Origin of the sequence: Actinokineospora xionganensis (genome assembly GCF_014323725.1) — a bacterium.
GTDB lineage: Bacteria > Actinomycetota > Actinomycetes > Mycobacteriales > Pseudonocardiaceae > Actinokineospora > Actinokineospora xionganensis.
This window is the reverse complement of sequence record NZ_JABVED010000020.1, coordinates 44,258-60,427: the sequence shown is the minus strand read 5'-3', so window position 1 is coordinate 60,427 and position 16,170 is coordinate 44,258. Positions and strand designations below refer to the sequence as shown.

16 protein-coding genes are annotated in these 16,170 nt (G+C 68.1%); 11 read left to right on the top strand and 5 right to left on the bottom strand.

What is annotated here, in order from left to right; all coding sequences use genetic code 11:
• Nucleotides 1-39: 39 nt before the first annotated feature.
• Nucleotides 40-1,968 (bottom strand): asparagine synthase (glutamine-hydrolyzing), encoded by a 1,929-nt coding sequence (gene asnB / locus GPZ80_RS27050; RefSeq protein ID WP_187223908.1) that lies wholly within the window; start codon nucleotides 1,966-1,968, stop codon nucleotides 40-42.
• A gap of 291 nt (nucleotides 1,969-2,259) precedes the next feature.
• On the opposite strand from asnB, the gene ctaC reads away from it, so the two are divergent.
• From ctaC to GPZ80_RS27025, 5 genes are all read left to right on the top strand, one after another.
• Nucleotides 2,260-3,222, top strand: a complete 963-nt coding sequence (gene ctaC / locus GPZ80_RS27045; RefSeq protein ID WP_187223952.1) for an aa3-type cytochrome oxidase subunit II — start codon at nucleotides 2,260-2,262, stop codon at nucleotides 3,220-3,222.
• Between the two features lie 55 nt (nucleotides 3,223-3,277).
• Nucleotides 3,278-3,676 carry a cytochrome c oxidase subunit 4 gene (locus GPZ80_RS27040; RefSeq protein ID WP_187223907.1) on the top strand — a complete coding sequence of 133 codons (399 nt, stop codon included), beginning with the start codon at nucleotides 3,278-3,280 and terminating at the stop codon, nucleotides 3,674-3,676.
• 238 nt (nucleotides 3,677-3,914) lie between these two features.
• On the top strand, nucleotides 3,915-5,087 hold the full coding sequence (locus GPZ80_RS27035) for a pyridoxal phosphate-dependent aminotransferase (RefSeq protein WP_222719928.1): 1,173 nt from the start codon (nucleotides 3,915-3,917) through the stop codon (nucleotides 5,085-5,087).
• The gene (locus GPZ80_RS27030; RefSeq protein ID WP_187223906.1) at nucleotides 5,080-6,066 is read left to right on the top strand and encodes a 2-hydroxyacid dehydrogenase; all 987 of its coding nucleotides are present in this window, start codon (nucleotides 5,080-5,082) and stop codon (nucleotides 6,064-6,066) included. The genes GPZ80_RS27035 and GPZ80_RS27030 overlap by 8 nt, the downstream gene beginning before the upstream one ends.
• Nucleotides 6,067-6,127: 61 nt before the next feature.
• Nucleotides 6,128-6,271, top strand: coding sequence for a GPGG-motif small membrane protein (locus GPZ80_RS27025; protein WP_187223905.1), 144 nt, complete (start codon nucleotides 6,128-6,130; stop codon nucleotides 6,269-6,271).
• Nucleotides 6,272-6,339: 68 nt separating this feature from the next.
• Here GPZ80_RS27025 and trpD read toward each other — a convergent pair whose 3' ends face one another.
• Both trpD and GPZ80_RS27015 read right to left on the bottom strand, forming a co-directional pair.
• Nucleotides 6,340-7,380, bottom strand: a complete 1,041-nt coding sequence (gene trpD / locus GPZ80_RS27020) for an anthranilate phosphoribosyltransferase (protein ID WP_187223904.1) — start codon at nucleotides 7,378-7,380, stop codon at nucleotides 6,340-6,342.
• Between the two features lies 1 nt (nucleotide 7,381).
• Entirely contained in the window at nucleotides 7,382-7,807 is a 426-nt protein-coding gene (locus GPZ80_RS27015; RefSeq protein ID WP_187223903.1) for a hypothetical protein, read from the bottom strand.
• Between the two features lie 229 nt (nucleotides 7,808-8,036).
• Between GPZ80_RS27015 and ctaE the strand changes: the two genes are divergently transcribed.
• The 5 genes from ctaE (at nucleotide 8,037) to GPZ80_RS26990 (ending at nucleotide 13,284) form a co-directional block, all read left to right on the top strand.
• Nucleotides 8,037-8,666, top strand: a complete 630-nt coding sequence (gene ctaE, locus GPZ80_RS27010; RefSeq protein ID WP_187223902.1) for an aa3-type cytochrome oxidase subunit III — start codon at nucleotides 8,037-8,039, stop codon at nucleotides 8,664-8,666.
• Nucleotides 8,667-8,725: 59 nt separating this feature from the next.
• On the top strand, nucleotides 8,726-9,523 hold the full coding sequence (gene qcrC / locus GPZ80_RS27005; protein ID WP_187223901.1) for a cytochrome bc1 complex diheme cytochrome c subunit: 798 nt from the start codon (nucleotides 8,726-8,728) through the stop codon (nucleotides 9,521-9,523).
• Nucleotides 9,520-10,656 (top strand): cytochrome bc1 complex Rieske iron-sulfur subunit, encoded by a 1,137-nt coding sequence (gene qcrA / locus GPZ80_RS27000; RefSeq protein ID WP_187223900.1) that lies wholly within the window; start codon nucleotides 9,520-9,522, stop codon nucleotides 10,654-10,656. The genes qcrC and qcrA overlap by 4 nt, the downstream gene beginning before the upstream one ends.
• Nucleotides 10,653-12,299 (top strand): cytochrome bc1 complex cytochrome b subunit, encoded by a 1,647-nt coding sequence (qcrB, locus tag GPZ80_RS26995; protein WP_187223899.1) that lies wholly within the window; start codon nucleotides 10,653-10,655, stop codon nucleotides 12,297-12,299. Before qcrA ends, qcrB begins: the two co-directional genes overlap by 4 nt.
• A 199-nt stretch (nucleotides 12,300-12,498) precedes the next feature.
• Entirely contained in the window at nucleotides 12,499-13,284 is a 786-nt protein-coding gene (locus GPZ80_RS26990) for a serine hydrolase (protein ID WP_222719927.1), read from the top strand.
• Here the strand turns inward: GPZ80_RS26990 and GPZ80_RS26985 are convergent.
• Nucleotides 13,281-13,565: an Lrp/AsnC family transcriptional regulator gene (locus tag GPZ80_RS26985; RefSeq protein ID WP_187223898.1), complete on the bottom strand. Its 285-nt coding sequence runs from the start codon at nucleotides 13,563-13,565 to the stop codon at nucleotides 13,281-13,283. The two genes, GPZ80_RS26990 and GPZ80_RS26985, sit on opposite strands and share 4 nt — an antisense overlap.
• Before the next feature lie 84 nt (nucleotides 13,566-13,649).
• Here GPZ80_RS26985 and GPZ80_RS26980 point away from each other — a divergent pair, with 84 nt between their 5' ends.
• Nucleotides 13,650-14,075 carry a YbaB/EbfC family nucleoid-associated protein gene (locus GPZ80_RS26980; RefSeq protein WP_187223897.1) on the top strand — a complete coding sequence of 142 codons (426 nt, stop codon included), beginning with the start codon at nucleotides 13,650-13,652 and terminating at the stop codon, nucleotides 14,073-14,075.
• 371 nt (nucleotides 14,076-14,446) lie between these two features.
• Here the strand turns inward: GPZ80_RS26980 and GPZ80_RS26975 are convergent, their stop codons facing one another.
• Nucleotides 14,447-16,165 (bottom strand): DEDD exonuclease domain-containing protein, encoded by a 1,719-nt coding sequence (locus GPZ80_RS26975; protein ID WP_187223896.1) that lies wholly within the window; start codon nucleotides 16,163-16,165, stop codon nucleotides 14,447-14,449.
• Between the last annotated feature and the right edge of the window lie 5 nt (nucleotides 16,166-16,170).

The window sequence follows — 16,170 nt, the reverse complement described above, 5'->3', positions numbered from 1 at the left end:
GTGGTGGGTGGGGGTTTGTTGTCGCGCGCGGGCGGTGCGCTAGAGCTTGACCGGGTAGTGCGGCTCCGGGATCACCGGGGTGATGCGGCGCTCGATGAAGATGCCGTGCCACAGCATGAAGACCAGCAGCGCCCAGATGCGGCGGCTGTGGTCGAGGGTGCCGGACTTGTGCTCCTCCAGCAGGCGCAGGACCGCGTTCTTGTCGATCAGGGCGTCGGTTTGCGACGTCATCACGATGTCGCGGGCCCAGTCGTACATCTCCTCGCGCAGCCACAGGCGGATCGGGACCGGGAAACCGAGCTTGCGGCGGTTCAGCACGTGCGCCGGGACGACCTTGCGCAGGGCTTGGCGAAGGGCGAACTTGGTGGTCTCGCGGGTGATCTTCTGCTCCAGCGGGACCCCGGCGGCGACCTTGAACACCTCGGGGTCCAGGAACGGCACCCGCAGCTCGAGGCTGTTGGCCATGGTCATCTTGTCGGCCTTGACCAGGATGTCGCCGCGCAGCCACGTGTAGAGGTCGACGTGCTGCATGCGGGTCACCGGGTCCCAGCCCACCGAGTCGCGGTACGGCCCGGCGGTGATGTCCTTGTGGCTCACCGCCGGGTTGAAGGTGCGCAGGACCTTCTCCAGTTGGTCGTCCCGGAAGATCCGCGCGTTGCCGTAGTAGCGCTCCTCCAGCGACAGCGCGCCGCGGCGCAGAAGGTCCTTGCCCCGCGTGCCCTCGGGGATCTTGGTCGACACCTTGCCCATCACGCGCCGCAGGGCGCCCGGGACGCGTTCGAACGGCGCCAGGGAGATCGGCTCGCGGTAGATCGTGTAGCCGCCGAACAGCTCGTCGGCGCCTTCGCCGGACAGCACGACCTTGACGTGCTTGCGGGCCTCTCGGGCGATGAACCACAGCGGGACCAGCGCCGGGTCGGCCACCGGGTCGTCGAGGTACCAGACGATCAGCGCAAGCGCGTCCATCATCTCCTGCGCGGAGACGGTCTTGACGACGTGCTTGACCCCGATCGCGGCGGCCGACTCGGCGGCCACGTCGATCTCGGAGTAGCCCTGGCGCTCGAACCCGGTGGTGAAGGTGATCAGGTCCGGGTTGTGCTCACGGGCCAGCGCGGCGATCGCGGTCGAGTCGATACCGCCGGAGAGGAACGAGCCCACCGTCACATCGGCGCGCATGTGCATGCGGACCGAGTCGCTCATCACGTCGGCGATACGCGAGTACAGCGCCTCGGCGTCGGCCGGGCCGCCCACGGGCTTCGGGGTGAACCGCGGCGCCCAGTACCGCTTCGTCACCGGCTCCTCGCCGGGGGTCAGCGTGAACGACGTGCCCGACTCGATGCGGTGGATCTTGGTGTGCAGCGTCGCGGGCTCCGGCACGTACTGCAGCGTCAGGTAGTGCTGCAGGGCGCGGCGGTCGAGCTCCTGGTTGACGCCGATCAGGCCGGTCAGCTCCAGGATCGACTTCTTCTCACTGGAGAACGCCACCCCTCCGGGGCCCGCCGCGTAGAACAGCGGCTTGATGCCGAAGGGGTCGCGGGCGCCGAAGAGCACCTGCTTCTGGCCGTCCCAGATGAGGAACGCGAACATGCCGCGCAGCCGCGTGACGGCCTCTTCGCCCAGGTAGTGGTAGGCGGCGACGATCGTCTCGGAGTCGCCGTCGGTGGTGAACCGGGCGCCGAAGCGCTGGGTCAGTTCCGCCCGCAGCTCGAGGTAGTTGTAGATCTCGCCGTTGAAGAGCAGCGTGTACCGCTCCGGCGACTCGGGCGGGCCCCATGGAAGCGGCTGGTGGGAGTGCTCGATGTCGATCATCGAGAGCCGGTTGAACCCGAAGACCGCCTCGCCCCCCGTCCACGTCCCGCTCTCATCGGGCCCACGGTGCCGCTGGCAGCGCATCGCGGCGCCGACGGCCGACCGCGCAGCCGCGGCATCCATCTCAGAAGGACAAACCAGACCAAGCAGACCGCACACGCTTCTCGCGCACCTCTCGTATCGAGCCGGAGTATCGCGGGGGAGTCGTCAGTATGCCGGTGTCCGATTCGACTGCGCCGCGCGGAGTGTGACCGACTTAGCTCTCACCCTCCGGGGGTGTGGCGTGGGTCGCTGGGCTAGGCTCCGCATTGCTCGACAGAGCGCTGTTCCTCCCTGCCCAGCGGGGTGGGAGCGGCCGAAATCGGGCATGGGTACGAGATCGCCTTCCCGCGCTGGTTCCCCGGAACCGGCGAGGATCGCAATAGGAGGAGTCGAGCAGTGGGCACACCCATGGCCTCCGGTGCGGACAAGCACCGGAACCGCACGTCGGTGACACGGCTGGCCAAGGTCGCCGGTCTCGCCGTGTTGGTCGTCCTCGCCGCCAGCGGCTGCTCCACCGAAGAGGTGCTGCGCTTCGGCTGGCCGGAGGGCGTCACCCCACAGGCGCACCGGATGCGCGACTTCTGGACCTGGTCGGTCATCGCCTCGCTCGCCGTCGGCGTGCTGACCTGGGCGCTGATGCTGTGGCCGGTCATCGCCCACCGCAAGCGTGGGGACAAGCTGCCGCGGCAGTTCCAGTACAACCACGTGTTGGAGATCATCTACACCGCGATCCCCGTGGTCATCGTCGTCGTGCTGTTCTACTTCACCGCGACCACCCAGAACTACGTCCAGGCCGAGACCGACAAGCCGGACGTGACCGTCGACGTCGTCGCCTTCCAGTGGAACTGGGAGTTCGACCACAAGTCGTACATCAACTCCAAGGGCGCGCTCGACGTCCCCGCCGCGCCGGGTGACACGACCGTCCGCACGATCGGCAGCTCGACGGAGATCCCGCTGTTGGTCCTGCCGATCAACAAGAAGATCCACTACAACCTCCGTGCGACCGACGTCATCCACTCGTTCTTCATCCCGGAGTTCCTGTTCAAGCGGGACGTCTTCCCGTACCCGGACAAGAACAACCAGGACCCGACGTTCCAGAACGAGATCGACCGGACGGGGTCGTTCGTCGGCCGCTGCGCCGAGCTGTGCGGCACGTACCACTCGGCGATGAACTTCGAGGTCCGGGCCGTCACGCCGGAGCTGTTCGAGCAGTACATCGCGCTGCGCACCAAGGTGAACCCGAAGACCGGCAAGGGCTACACCACGGCGGAGGCGCTGGCCCAGATGAACTGCGGCGAGCTGTGCACGCCGCACGCGGTGACCACGACGCCGTTCAACACCGACCGCACCGCGCGCAAGGCCTCCGGCTGAGGCCGGCGGGACCTGACAGCGGAATCAACGGTCGACAGGTGAATGTGAGGACAGCATGAAGGTCGAAGCCAGGCTCTTCGACGTCACGACCATCTTCTTCTTTCTCTCCGCCATCGTTTACGGCGTGTGGGCGAAGGAGCCGGTGGGTACGGTCGGCCTGATCCTGACCGGCGGTCTGTCGCTGATCATCGGTTCGTACTTCCACTTCGTGGCGCGCCGGATCACCCAGCGACCCGAGGACAACCCCGACGCCGAGGTCAGTGACGGCGCGGGCGAACTCGGCTTCTTCAGCCCGGGCAGCTACTGGCCCGTCGCCCTGGCCGCGTCCGCGGGCCTGACCGGCATCGCGCTGGCGTTCTGGCAGATCTGGCTTCTCGTGATCGCGGCCGTGCTCGTCCTGCTCACCATCGGCGGTCTGGTCTTCGAGTACCACACCAGGCCCGAGCACGACTGAGTCACGCAATTCACTTGAACGCCGCCGAGACCTGGTCTCGGCGGCGTTTAACTTTTAACAGACCTTTTCTAATTCGCCGTATCTCCGCTGATCGGGTGAATAGTCCTGTGCTTATTCCCCCAATTCCCGAAGAGACCTTCTCGGTCGATACGCCTAACGCCGGAAACCTGGCACGATCGCGCTGACCTGTCCCTGCCCCGTGGAGAACCCCCGGTGGCAGCCAGCAGAAGGAGCGTTCGTGAAACTTGCCCGTCGAATGGAGCGTCTCGGCACCGAGTCGGCGTTCGAGGTGCTCGCCAAGGCGAAAGCCCTGGAGAAGACCGGCCGCCAGATCATCCACATGGAGATCGGCGAGCCCGATTTCGACACCCCGGCGCACATCGAGAGCGCCGCTCAGGAAGCGCTGAGCAAAGGGCACACGCATTACGTGGCGGCCCCTGGAATTCCCGAACTGCGCACGTCGGTCGCCGATTTCCTCGACCGCACGGGCAGGCTCACCACCACGCCGGACCGGGTGATCATCACGCCCGGCGCGAAGCCGATCATGTTCTTCGCGATCATGGCGCTGTGCGAGGAGGGCGACGAGGTCATCTACCCCGACCCCGGATTCCCGATGTACGCCTCCATCACGTCGTTCGCGGGCGCCACCCCGGTGCCGATCCCGCTGCGCGAGTCCAACAACTTCACCATCGACCCCGACGAACTCGCGTCGCTGGTGACCGACCGGACCAAGCTGCTCATCCTCAACTCGCCGCACAACCCGTGCGGCAGCTCGCTGTCCCAGGAGCAGATCGAGGCCATCGCCAAGATCGCCATCGAGCGGGACCTGATCGTCCTCACCGACGAGGTCTACTGGGCGCTGCAGTACGACGGCGAGCACCGCAGCGTGCTGAGCGTGCCCGGCATGGCCGAGCGGACGATCCTGCTCGACGGCTGGTCGAAGACCTTCGCCATGACCGGGTGGCGGCTCGGGTTCGGTGTGTTCCCTGAGAAGCTGGTGGAGCCGATCAGCAGGCTCGTCATCAACTCGGTGTCGTGCACCTCGGCGTTCAGCCAGCACGCCGCCATCGCCGCCCTGGACGGCCCGTGGGACGCGGTCGCGAAGATGAAGGCCGCGTTCGCCGAACGGGCCGGCATTATCGTCGACGGCCTCAACGCCATCCCCGGTGTGTCCTGCGTCCGGCCGGGCGGCGCGTTCTACGCGTTCCCGAACATCACCGGACTGGGCAAGTCCTCCGGCGAGCTGTCGGACCTGCTGCTCAACAAGGCGGGTGTCGCGGCGCTGCCGGGCACCGCGTTCGGCGCCTATGGTGAGGGCTACCTGCGGTTCTCCTACGCCAACTCGCCGGAGAACATCCGCGCCGCGCTCGCCGCCTTCGCCGAACTCGCCGGAGAGGTCGCCAATGGCTGACTCGGAGATCCTGCTCACCCGAAGGCTCGTCGACGAGGCCATGGCTGCCCTGGACGGGACCTGCGAGGTGGACCTGTACGAGGGTCCGCCCACCGCCATCCCGCGCTCGGAGCTGCTGCGCCGGGTCAAGGGCAAGGACGGGCTGCTGACCCTGCTCACGGAGAAGGTCGACGCCGAACTGCTCGACGCGGCGGGCCCGCAGCTCAAGGTCGTGGCCAACTACGCGGTGGGTGTCGACAACATCGACATCCCCGAGTGCACCCGGCGCGGCATCCTGGTGACCAACACCCCGGATGTGCTGACCGAGGCCACCGCCGACCTCGCGTGGGCGCTGATCCTGTCCTGCGTGCGGCGGGTCGCCGAGGGCGACCGGTTCCTGCGCTCGCGCGAAGAGTGGATCTGGGACCCGCGGATGATGCTCGGCCAGGAGCTCTACGGCCGCACCATCGGCATCGTCGGCTGCGGCCGCATCGGCCAGGCCACGGCCCGGCGGGCGCTCGGCTTCGGGATGCGGGTGATCTATCACAACTCGCGTCCCCTGCCCGAGGACGTCGCGGGCGAGCTCAAGGCCGAGCTGCGCACGTTCGACCAGCTGGTGGCCGAGTCCGACGTGATCTCGGTCCACTGCCCGCTGACCCCGGCGACCCGGCACCTGTTCAACGCCGACGTCTTCGCCCGGATGAAGTCCTCGGCCGTGCTGGTGAACACGGCCCGAGGCCCGGTCGTGGACGAGAAGGCCTTGGCCGACGCGGTTCGCGCGGGCGAGATCTTCGGCGCCGGTCTCGACGTGTTCGAGCGTGAGCCGATCGTCGAGGAGGCCCTGCTGGACCTCGACGCGGTCACGATCGTGCCGCACCTGGGCAGCGCCACCGTGCAGACCCGGGCGGCGATGGGGCTGTTGGCGGTGGAGAACCTGCTGGATGGCCTAGCGGGCACCAGGCCGCGCGCACTGCTCAATCCCGAAGCACTCGGCGACTAGGAGATAGAAGGTTTGACTACCCCGACCGATGGGCATTCCGGCTGGTGAGGAGGTAGTAATCATGGCAACCCTGTTATGGATTATCGCTGTGGTGCTCGTAATCGGTGGCGTTGTCACCCTGATTCGTGGACAAATGCTCTACGGCGCGCTACTGATCGTGCTCGGCCTGCTCATCGGCCCCGGCGGCGTCAGCATCTTCACCTGACCTACCGCAGTAGACATGGCGAAGCCCGTGCGCGTTTCGCGCACGGGCTTCGCCGTTGTCGGGGGTGCTCAGCCCGCCAGCTCTGTCGACCGCACGGTCCAGCGGTCCAGCAGGGTGCTCGCGGCTCCTGAGTCCAAGGCGAGCGTGGCCTGCCCGATGGCCGCCTCCAGATCGGCGTGCACGTCGGCGGACAGCCCGCGGAACGCCGCGATGGCACCCGCCGCGTTGAGCACGACGGCGTCGCGGACCGGGCCGGTCTTCCCGGCCACCAGATCTCGGATCACCTGGGCGTTGTGCGCGGCGTCGCCGCCCCGCAGATCCCGCGGCTCGGCGGCCGCGATCCCCAGCTTCGCCGGGTCGATCCGGTCCTCCCGCACCTTGCCGCCGCTGACCACCCACACCGAGGTGGTGGTGGTCGTGGTGATCTCGTCGAGGTTGTCGTCGCCGCGCACGACCAGCACGCTCGCGCCGCGCCGGGCGAACACCTCGGCCACGATCGGCGCCATCCGGGCGTTCGCGCAGCCCACCAGGCCCGCCGTCGGCCGAGCGGGGTTCGTCAGGGGCCCGAGCACGTTGAACGCCGTGGGGACCCCCAGCTCACGCCGGGTCGGGCCGGCGAACCGCAGTGCCGGGTGGAACGCGGGAGCGAAGCAGAATCCGATGCCGACCTCGCGCACGCAGGTGGCGACGGCGTCGGGGGAGAGCTCGATCGCGACACCGAGTTCCTCGAGGACGTCCGCGGTCCCGCACTGCGACGAGGCCGACCGGTTGCCGTGCTTGGCCACCGGCACCCCCGCCGCGGCGGTGACCAGGGCGCTCATCGTGGAGATGTTCACGGTGTGGGCCTGATCGCCGCCGGTGCCGACCACGTCGACGGCGTTGCCCCCGACATGGACGAGCTTGGCGTGCGCCAGCATGCCTTCGGCCATGCCCGCGATCTCGGCGGCCGTCTCACCCTTGGCGCGCAGGCCGATCGCGAACCCGGCGATCTGCGACGGGGTCGCGCTGCCGGACATGATCTCGTTCATCGCCCAGGTGGTGTCCTCGGCGGCGAGGTCGACCCGGTCGATCAGCTGGTTGAGCAGGCGGGGCCAGGTGCGGGCGGTCATGTCAACCACGCGCGACGGGAAGGCGCTTCGAGCGCAGCACATCGGCGACCGTCTCGGCGGCGGTCAGCGGGTCGAGCGGGTGCACGACCACCGCGTCGGCCTGCGACCAGGTGGCCAGCCAGCGGTCGTCCTTGCGACGGACCGCGATGACGATCGGCGGGCACTCGTCGATCTCGTTCTTGAGCTGGCGGCAAAGACCGATGCCACCGGTGGGCTGTGATTCGCCGTCGAGGATGGCGAGATCGATGTCTCCACCGGAGGTTCCGACACCGTCCATCTCCATCAGCACCTCCGCCACGGTGCCGACCTCGACATACGCGACGCGGCCGATATCCGCCGCCGGGCGTCGGCCGATGGCTGTGACGATGGTCTCCCGGACCTCGGGGCGGTGGCTGAACACCAGGATCTTCAGTGGCTGCGTGCTCATGCGCTGGGGTCCTTCGCTAGGCCAGGTGCTGGTGGACACGATGTTATCGGTCTCACTTCCGGGCCTGGCCCAAGGCGTCCAACTGGGCCCCCACGTGCGGTTTTTCGCACGAATCGCCGTTGGTTCGCCGGTTTGGGGCCTCGCGCGCACGCGATCGTCAAGGTGTGACCGGCACGACGTGCGACCCGCCGTGGACCCGATACGGCATGGCGGTCACACGCACGACATAATGCGTCGCGTGACAACAGCAGCGCCCTCCATTGGTCAGCGTGTGCATTCGCTGAACCGGCCGAACATGGTCAGCGTCGGCACCATCGTGTGGCTGTCCAGCGAGCTCATGTTCTTCGCCGGCCTGTTCGCGATGTTCTTCACCGTCAAGGCGCAGAACGCGACCGGACACTGGCCCCCGCCGCTTGAGGCGGGCGGTGAGCCGATCCATCTGAACCTGCCCTTCGCGCTGCCGTTCACCATCATCCTGGTGGCGTCGTCGTTCACCTGTCAGCTCGGCGTGTTCGCCGCCGAGCGGGGCGACGTGTTCGGCCTGCGCCGGTGGTACATCCTGACGCTGATCATGGGTGCGATCTTCGTGGGCGGTCAGGCCTACGAGTACTGGCAGCTCGTGCAGGAGGGTGTCACCATCCCCTCCGGCGGCTTCGGCACCGTGTTCTACCTGACCACCGGGTTCCACGGTCTGCACGTCATCGGCGGTCTCGTCGCGTTCGTGTACCTGCTGATCAGGACGCGGCTGAGCAAGTTCACCCCGGCCCAGGCCACGTCGGCGATCGTGGTCTCGTACTACTGGCACTTCGTCGACATCGTGTGGATCGGACTGTTCGCGGTCATCTACCTGGTGCCGTGATGGCCGCCAACCACCACAGCTTCGCCGAGCCCGCACTGACAGCAAGGGTTGCCGCTTAAATGACCAAGAAACAACGGAGCCACACCAAGGGCCGCAGGCGCATCGCGGGCCTGCTGGCGCTCGGCTTCGCGCTGATGACGCTCGGCCTGCTGTACTCGGCGCTCGCGCCGCAGCCGCAGGTCGCACAGGCCCAGGGCGACCCGGCCGCGCTGCGCAGGGGTGAGCAGGTCTACAACAACACCTGCATCAGCTGCCACGGCACGAACCTCGAAGGCGTCACCGACCGCGGCCCCGCCCTCATCGGCGTCGGCGAGGCGTCGGTGTATTTCCAGACCGCGACGGGCCGCATGCCCGCGACGCGGCAGGAAGCGCAGATCGAGCGCAAGCCCGCGAAGCTGAGCCCCGAGGACATCGACGCCCTGATGGCGTTCATCCAGTCCAAGGGCGGCGGCACCACTCTGCCCGAGGAGTCGGGCAAGCAGCTCGTCGGCGACAACCCGGCCCGCGGTGGCGAGCTGTTCCGGCTCAACTGCGCCTCCTGTCACAACTTCACCGGCCGCGGCGGCGCCCTGTCCTCGGGCAAGTTCGCGCCCAAGCTGGATGGTGTCTCCGAGACCGAGATCTACGCGGCGATGCTCGTCGGCCCGCAGAACATGCCGACGTTCTCCGACCGCCAGCTCAGCCCGGCTGAGAAGAAAGACATCATCGCCTACGTGAAGTCGGTGACCGACGGGAACAACAACCCGGGCGGCAACCCGATCGGCGGCCTTGGTCCGCAGTCCGAAGGCCTGATCGCATTCATCGTGGGTATGGCGGCCCTGGTCGGCATCACCCTTTGGATTGGGGCGAAGTCATGAGTTCGAACACCCCCCAGGACCTGCCCAGCGACGAAGAGCTGGCCCAGATGTCCCGGGACGACCTGGTCAAGCTCGGCGCCAAGCTCGACGGCGTCGAACTGGTCGAGTACCCGGACCCGTGGCCGGTCAAGGGCACGCGCGCGGAGAAGCGCGCCGAGCGCGCTGTCGCTCTCTGGTTCCTTATCGCGGCGCTCGCCGGGTTCGCCTTCATCGGTGTGTTCCTCTTCTGGCCGCACGCTTATACCGCCCCGAACACGGACGGCTACTTCGCGTACTCGCTGTTCACCCCGCTGCTCGGCGCGACCCTGGGCCTGTCGGTCCTGGCGGTCGGCATCGGCGCGCTGATGTACACGAAGAAGTTCATCCCGCACGAGGTCGCGGTCCAGCAGCGCAACGACAGCGGCTCCTCGGAGCTGGACAAGGCGACGATCCTCGCCGAACTCGCCGACGCGGGTGACCGCAGCACCATTGCCCGCCGTTCGCTGATCAAGCGCTCCGCCGGCCTCGGCGCGGGCGCGATGGGCCTGGGCATCGGCGTGTTCGCCCTCGGCGGCCTGGTCCGCGACCCGTGGGCGCAGACCGAGTCCAAGGACTCGCTGTGGCACACCGGCTGGAAGCACGACAAGCCGGGCGAGAAGGTCTTCCTGCGCCGCGCCACCGGCCACGCGCACGAGGTCTCCCTGGTTCGTCCCGAAGACCTGTCCGCGGGCGCTATGGAAACGGTGTTCCCGTTCCGCGAGTCGGAGCGCGAGGACGAGCACGCGCTGTCCAAGGCGCTCAAGCGCTCGGACAACCCGGTCATGCTGATCCGCCTGCGCTCCGAGGACGGCCGCAAGGTCGTCAAGCACCAGGGCCAGGAAGACTTCAACTACGGCGACTACTACGCGTACACGAAGATCTGCAGCCACCTGGGCTGCCCGACCTCGCTGTACGAGGACGCCACGAACCGGATCCTGTGCCCGTGCCACCAGTCGCAGTTCGACGCGCTGGCCTACGCCAAGCCCATCTTCGGTCCGGCGACGCGCAAGCTGGCCCAGTTGCCCATCGCGGTTGATGAGGAGACGGGTTACTTTATTGCCAGGAGCGATTTCATCGAGCCGGTCGGGCCCGCATTCTGGGAGCGGAAGTCATGAGCGCAATCACAACTCCCACCAAGGCCAACTCAGCCGCCTCACGTGCCGCGGGTGGTGCGGCCAAGTGGGCGGATGACCGTTATCACCTGGCCAAGGGCATGCGCCACCAGATGAACAAGGTCTTCCCGACGCACTGGTCGTTCCTGCTCGGTGAGATCGCGCTCTACAGCTTCATCGTGCTGCTGCTCTCGGGCACCTACCTGGCGCTGTTCTTCGACCCCTCCATGCAGGAGGTCGTCTACGAGGGTTCGTTCGTCAACCTGCGTGGCCTGGAGATGTCGCGGGCCTACGAGTCGACGCTGATCATCTCCTTCGACGTGCGCGGCGGTCTGTTCGCCCGGCAGGTCCACCACTGGGCGGCCCTGTTGTTCATGGCGGCCATCGTCTGCCACATGTTCCGTGTCTTCTTCACCGGCGCCTTCCGGCGCCCGCGTGAGGTCAACTGGGTCATCGGCGTGCTGCTGTTCCTGCTCGGCGCGTTCGAGGGCTTCGCGGGCTACTCGCTCCCCGACGACCTGCTCTCCGGCGCGGGTCTGCGCATCATGTCCGGCCTGCTGCTGTCGCTGCCGGTCGTGGGCACCTGGGTGCACTGGCTGCTCTTCGGCAGCGAGTTCCCGGGCGAGGACATCGTGCCGCGCCTCTACACGGTCCACATCCTGCTGCTGCCGGGCATCCTGCTCGCGCTCATCGGCGTTCACCTCGCCCTGGTCTGGTACCAGAAGCACACCCAGTTCCCGGGCGTGCGGCGCAAGGAGACCAACGTCGTCGGCGTCCGGATCATGCCGGTGTTCGCGGTCAAGGGCGGCGCGTTCATGGCCGTCGTCGTCGGCGTCACCGCGGCCCTGGGCGGCCTGTTCCAGATCAACCCGATTTGGAACTTCGGACCGTTCAACGCGGCGCACATCTCCGCGGGCACGGTGCCCGACTGGTACATGGGCTGGACCGACGGGTTGATCCGACTCTGGCCCGCCTGGGAGATCTACCTCGGGGATTACACGATCCCGGCGGCGTTCTTCCCGTTCCAGCTGGGTCTGCCGCTGCTCGGCGGTATCGCGGCGGCCTACCCGTGGATCGAGCGCTGGTTCACCAAGGACTACGCGCACCACAACCTGCTGCAGCGTCCGCGTGACGTTCCCGTGCGCACCAGCCTCGGCATGATGGCGATCACCTACTTCATGGTGTCGCTGCTGTCGGCGGCCAACGACGTGCTGGCCGAGAAGTTCTTCATCTCGCTCAACGCGACGACCTGGATGGGACGCATCGGTCTGCTGGTGCTGCCGCCGCTGGCGTACTTCATCACCTACCGCATCTGCCTGGGCCTGCAGCGCTCGGACCGCGAGGTGCTGGAGCACGGTGTCGAGACCGGCATCATCAAGCGGCTGCCGCACGGCGAGTTCATCGAGATCCACCAGCCGCTCGGCCCGGTGGACGACCACGGCCACCCGATCCCGCTGGAGTACCAGGGCGCGGCGGTGCCGAAGAAGATGAACAAGCTCGGCTCGGCGGGCGCGCCCGTCGCCGGTTCCTGGCTCACGCCGGACCCGGTCGAGGAGACCACGGCACTGGCCCGGGCCCGCGCGGCCCAGCACAACGGCCACACCGAGATCGAGGCGACCAAGGCCGAGGAGCCGAAGAGTCACTAGGTCAGTCGAGTAGGGGCGGCACCCGGTTCAGGGGTGCCGCCCCTTTTCGTTTCCTGGGATCTTCAAAGGCGGCGCGCGGTAGCCTGCCGCGGTGCTGGGGTCGTCTGGGACATGGCTGCGGTGGGTCGCGAGCGGAATCGCCGTGTCCGCCGTACTGTCCTGTGCACCCGCCCGATCAAGCACCTCGGAGACACTGCCCGTGACGAGCCACGTGCAGGCGGCGCACGCCGCGTGCCCCATGCCCGAATCCGGTTTCGACTGTGACTTCCAGGGCCGCTTCGCCGCCGTCGAGTCCTATCTGCGGGGGCGACCGGGCACCGTCGGCATCGTCGTCCGGGACCGGGTGACCGGCGCCGCGTGGCGCAACGGGCACGCCGAGGACCTGACGTGGACCGCGTCCACGATCAAGCTCGCGATGGTCGTCGACCTGTACACGCGTCAGCGTTCGGGCAAGCTCCGCCTGTCCGCCGCCGACCACGCGGCCATCGACGCCATGCTCCACAGCTCCGACGACGCGTCGGCCACGGAGCTGTGGACCAGGTACTCCGGGCGGGACCACTGGGCGTTCAACCACGGCTTCCCCGGCTACGGCCTGACGTCGCTGCGGCCGCAGCCGGGTTTCGGGAAGGTCTTCCCCTACTGGGGCTTCCAGAAGTGCACGACGACGGACCTGGAGCGGCTCGTCAGCTACGTCCTGACGGACCTCCCGGACACCGAGCGCTCCGCCATCGTGGACCGCATGCGCGCCGTCGGCCCGAACCAGCAGTGGGGCGTGTGGGCGGCGGGCGCGGCTGCCCGGCCCGGGGTCAAGGCGGGCTGGTCGGACGAGGAGGGTGGCTCGGTGATGAACAGCATCGGCTTCGTCGGCCCCCAAGAGCGCTACACCGTGGCGATCATGAACAACCTCGCGGGCCGCGGCCGCCAGGAGGACGGCCGCACGACGGTCAGCGAAGTCGTCCGACTGCTGTTCGACGGCCGGTTCTAGCCCTCGTCGACACCGATGTCGAAGGCGGCGTCGGTGTCGCGGCTGGAGTAGGAGCGGAACGCGATGTGGGTGTCGGTGTCGAGCACGCCGTCGACCTTGCTGATCTCGTCGGGAATCAGCTGTGCCAACTCCTCGTGTTGCGCGACCCGGACGATGGCGACCAGGTCGACGTCACCCGCGCACGAGTACACCTCGGCGACCCCCTCGATGTCCGCGATCGCCTGAGCGGTCTCGGGAATGCTGTCCGTGGCTGCCCGGATCAACACGATCGCGGTGATCATCCGTCTCTCCCTTGTCGGTTTGGCTGAGCCTAATCGGCGAAGACATTAGGCTCTCGACGCGACCGTACGACAGGGGAGACACACGTGCAGACTCCGGACGAGTGGCTGGCCGACTTCGAGGCGAAGGTGGCCGACCTGCAACAGAAGGCGACCGAGTTCAAGACGAACGTCGAAGCCGCCGGCGCCACCGAACGCTCGGAGTCGGTGACGGTGACGGTAGCGGCTTCCGGGGCGCTTCTGGACTTGAGGCTGGAGGACTCGGCCCTGCGGAAGTCCGCGGACGAACTGGCGACGGAGATCCTCACGCTGACCCGCAAGGCCCGCCAGAACGCGGCGGTGGGGGTGGCGCAGGCCTTCCAGCCGTTGGGCGGGGACGCGGAAATGGTGCAGCGGATCCCGGTGCCGGAACCGGAGGAGGCGAACGCACCCGCCCCCAAGCGCCCCACGACTCGCGACGATGAAGACTTCGGCGATGAGCCAGTGGTACTCCGCGACTCAGACAAGTGGTGACTTGACCGCTGGGCACCGCCGGCCACGGGCCACCCCCAACGCAACGCAGCAGGTAGACCCAACGGGCCTGCCACAACAGCCGTGAACGTCTCGCCCCTGACGCAAGCGGCAGAACCGAGCGGTTTGTCCAGGTGATCCGCCGACCGTCCCGCGAACGCAAGGGGCCCAACGCAATGGCCTGTTCAGGTGATCCGCCCACCACCCCCGAATCGCGATGGGCGGAATCGAACGGCCTGTTGGGTGATCCGCCCACCACCCGAACAGGCACCCACACGCCCAAGACTGCCCGCAGGCACCCAAAGCCAGAGTCGGCGAAGCACCCAAACCATGGCCGCCACAGGCACCCAAAGCCAGGCCGGGCGGGCGTCCGGTCAGTCCCGGACCACCAGCGAAACCCTCGCCCGATCAGCGAGATCCAGCCACGGCCGCCATCTCGCCGCACACTGAGCCGGCTCGGCCCACGGCGCGGTGCAGCGAACCATCCGAGTTCCCGGCCGATCCAGCCACCGCAAGACCACCCCCACTTCCTCAGCGGGCGCTCCCCTCAGCGGCCCTTCACCCGGGATCACGGTTTCCGCTGAGGCGATCAGGTTCTCCACCACCGGCATCGGCTGCACCCCTCGCCGAGCAACTCCCGCCGAAGCCAGTCGGCCGTGTCTGATCACCGCGAACTCCCATCCACCCGCCGAGTCCGGCCGGGCCGCGACCAGTTCGGCAACCGATGCCAAAGCGGCGAGTCGTTGTCCTCGGTCCAATGCCCGGATCAGCGTCGACATGCGGTCGCGGCCGGTGCGGGCCTGCTCGAAGCGCTCCTCCGTGGACAGTGCGGCCAATCTGGATTCCAAGAGCCGTAAGGGATCCAGGTGCCTGCCCGCCACGAGCCCGTCCACCGCCCGCACCATCGGCTGGTATTGCTCGACCGTCTGCCTTCCCGCGCAGGGGGCGCCGCAGCGGTCCAGTTCCGCCAGGGCGCAGGGACTCGCGCTTGCCGCCTTCGCGGGAATCCTTACCGTGCAGGGGCGAATGCCCGTCGCATCCTGCAATGCCAGCAATGCCTCGTCGGCCATTCGCTTGCTGCGGAACGGTCCCAGGGCGCCATCTCGTGCCCGTCGCACGATCGACAGGCGGGGGAATGGCTCCTCCGTCAGGGTGATCCACCACGAGTTGCGGGCGTTCTTGGACCGCCGGTTGTAGGCAGGCTTGTGGGCCGACAGCAGCCGCAGTTCCCGTACCTCCGCCTCCAGCGGGTGGGCGCAGGTGACCGTGTCGACCCGGACGGCGAGGCTGACCATCTCGCGAAGGCGGCGTCGGGTCTCGCCCGCGGTGAAGTACTGGCGGACCCGCCGTTTCAGGTCTGAGGCGGTGCCGACGTAGAGGACTTCCTCGGACGGTCCTCTGAACAGGTAGACGCCGGGTTCGTTCGGCAGGTCCTCGGCGAGGGTGCGCTTGCGGCGCTGAGCGGCCGTGACCTCCGGCAGGTAGTCGAGCAACTCTTCCAACGACTGCACGCCGAGCGAACCCACTCGCTCCAGCAGGCCGTGCAGCACGTCGACCGTCGCGCGGGCGTCGGACAGGGCGCGGTGGTTGGGCATGGTCGAGGCGCGGAACAGCGCGGCCAGGGCGGAGAGGCGGCAGCTTGGCGCTTCCTCCCGGGTGAGAACCCGGCGGCCCAGCCGGACCGTGCAGACGACCGCGGGTTTCGGCCACCGGTAGCCGAGCCTGTGGCAGGCCGCCTTGATGAACCCGACGTCGAACCCGGAGTTGTGCGCGACCAGCACGGAGCCCGCCGCGAACTCCAGGAAGGCGGGCAGCACCGCCTCGAGCTTCGGCGCCGTGTAGACCATCGAGTCGGTGATGCCGGTCAGCGCGATGATCTCCGGCGGGATGCCCCGGCCCGGGTCGACCAGGGTGGCGAACTCGCCGATCACCTCGCCGCCGCGCACCTTGACGGCGCCGAACTCGGTGATCGCGTCGGCCTCCGCGCTGCCACCCGTGGTCTCCAGGTCGAACACGACGAAGGTGGTCTCGCGCAGCGGCGTTCCCAACTCGTCGAAGGCGAGCTGGGTGCGGGTGGCGGATGCGGTGCTCATCATCG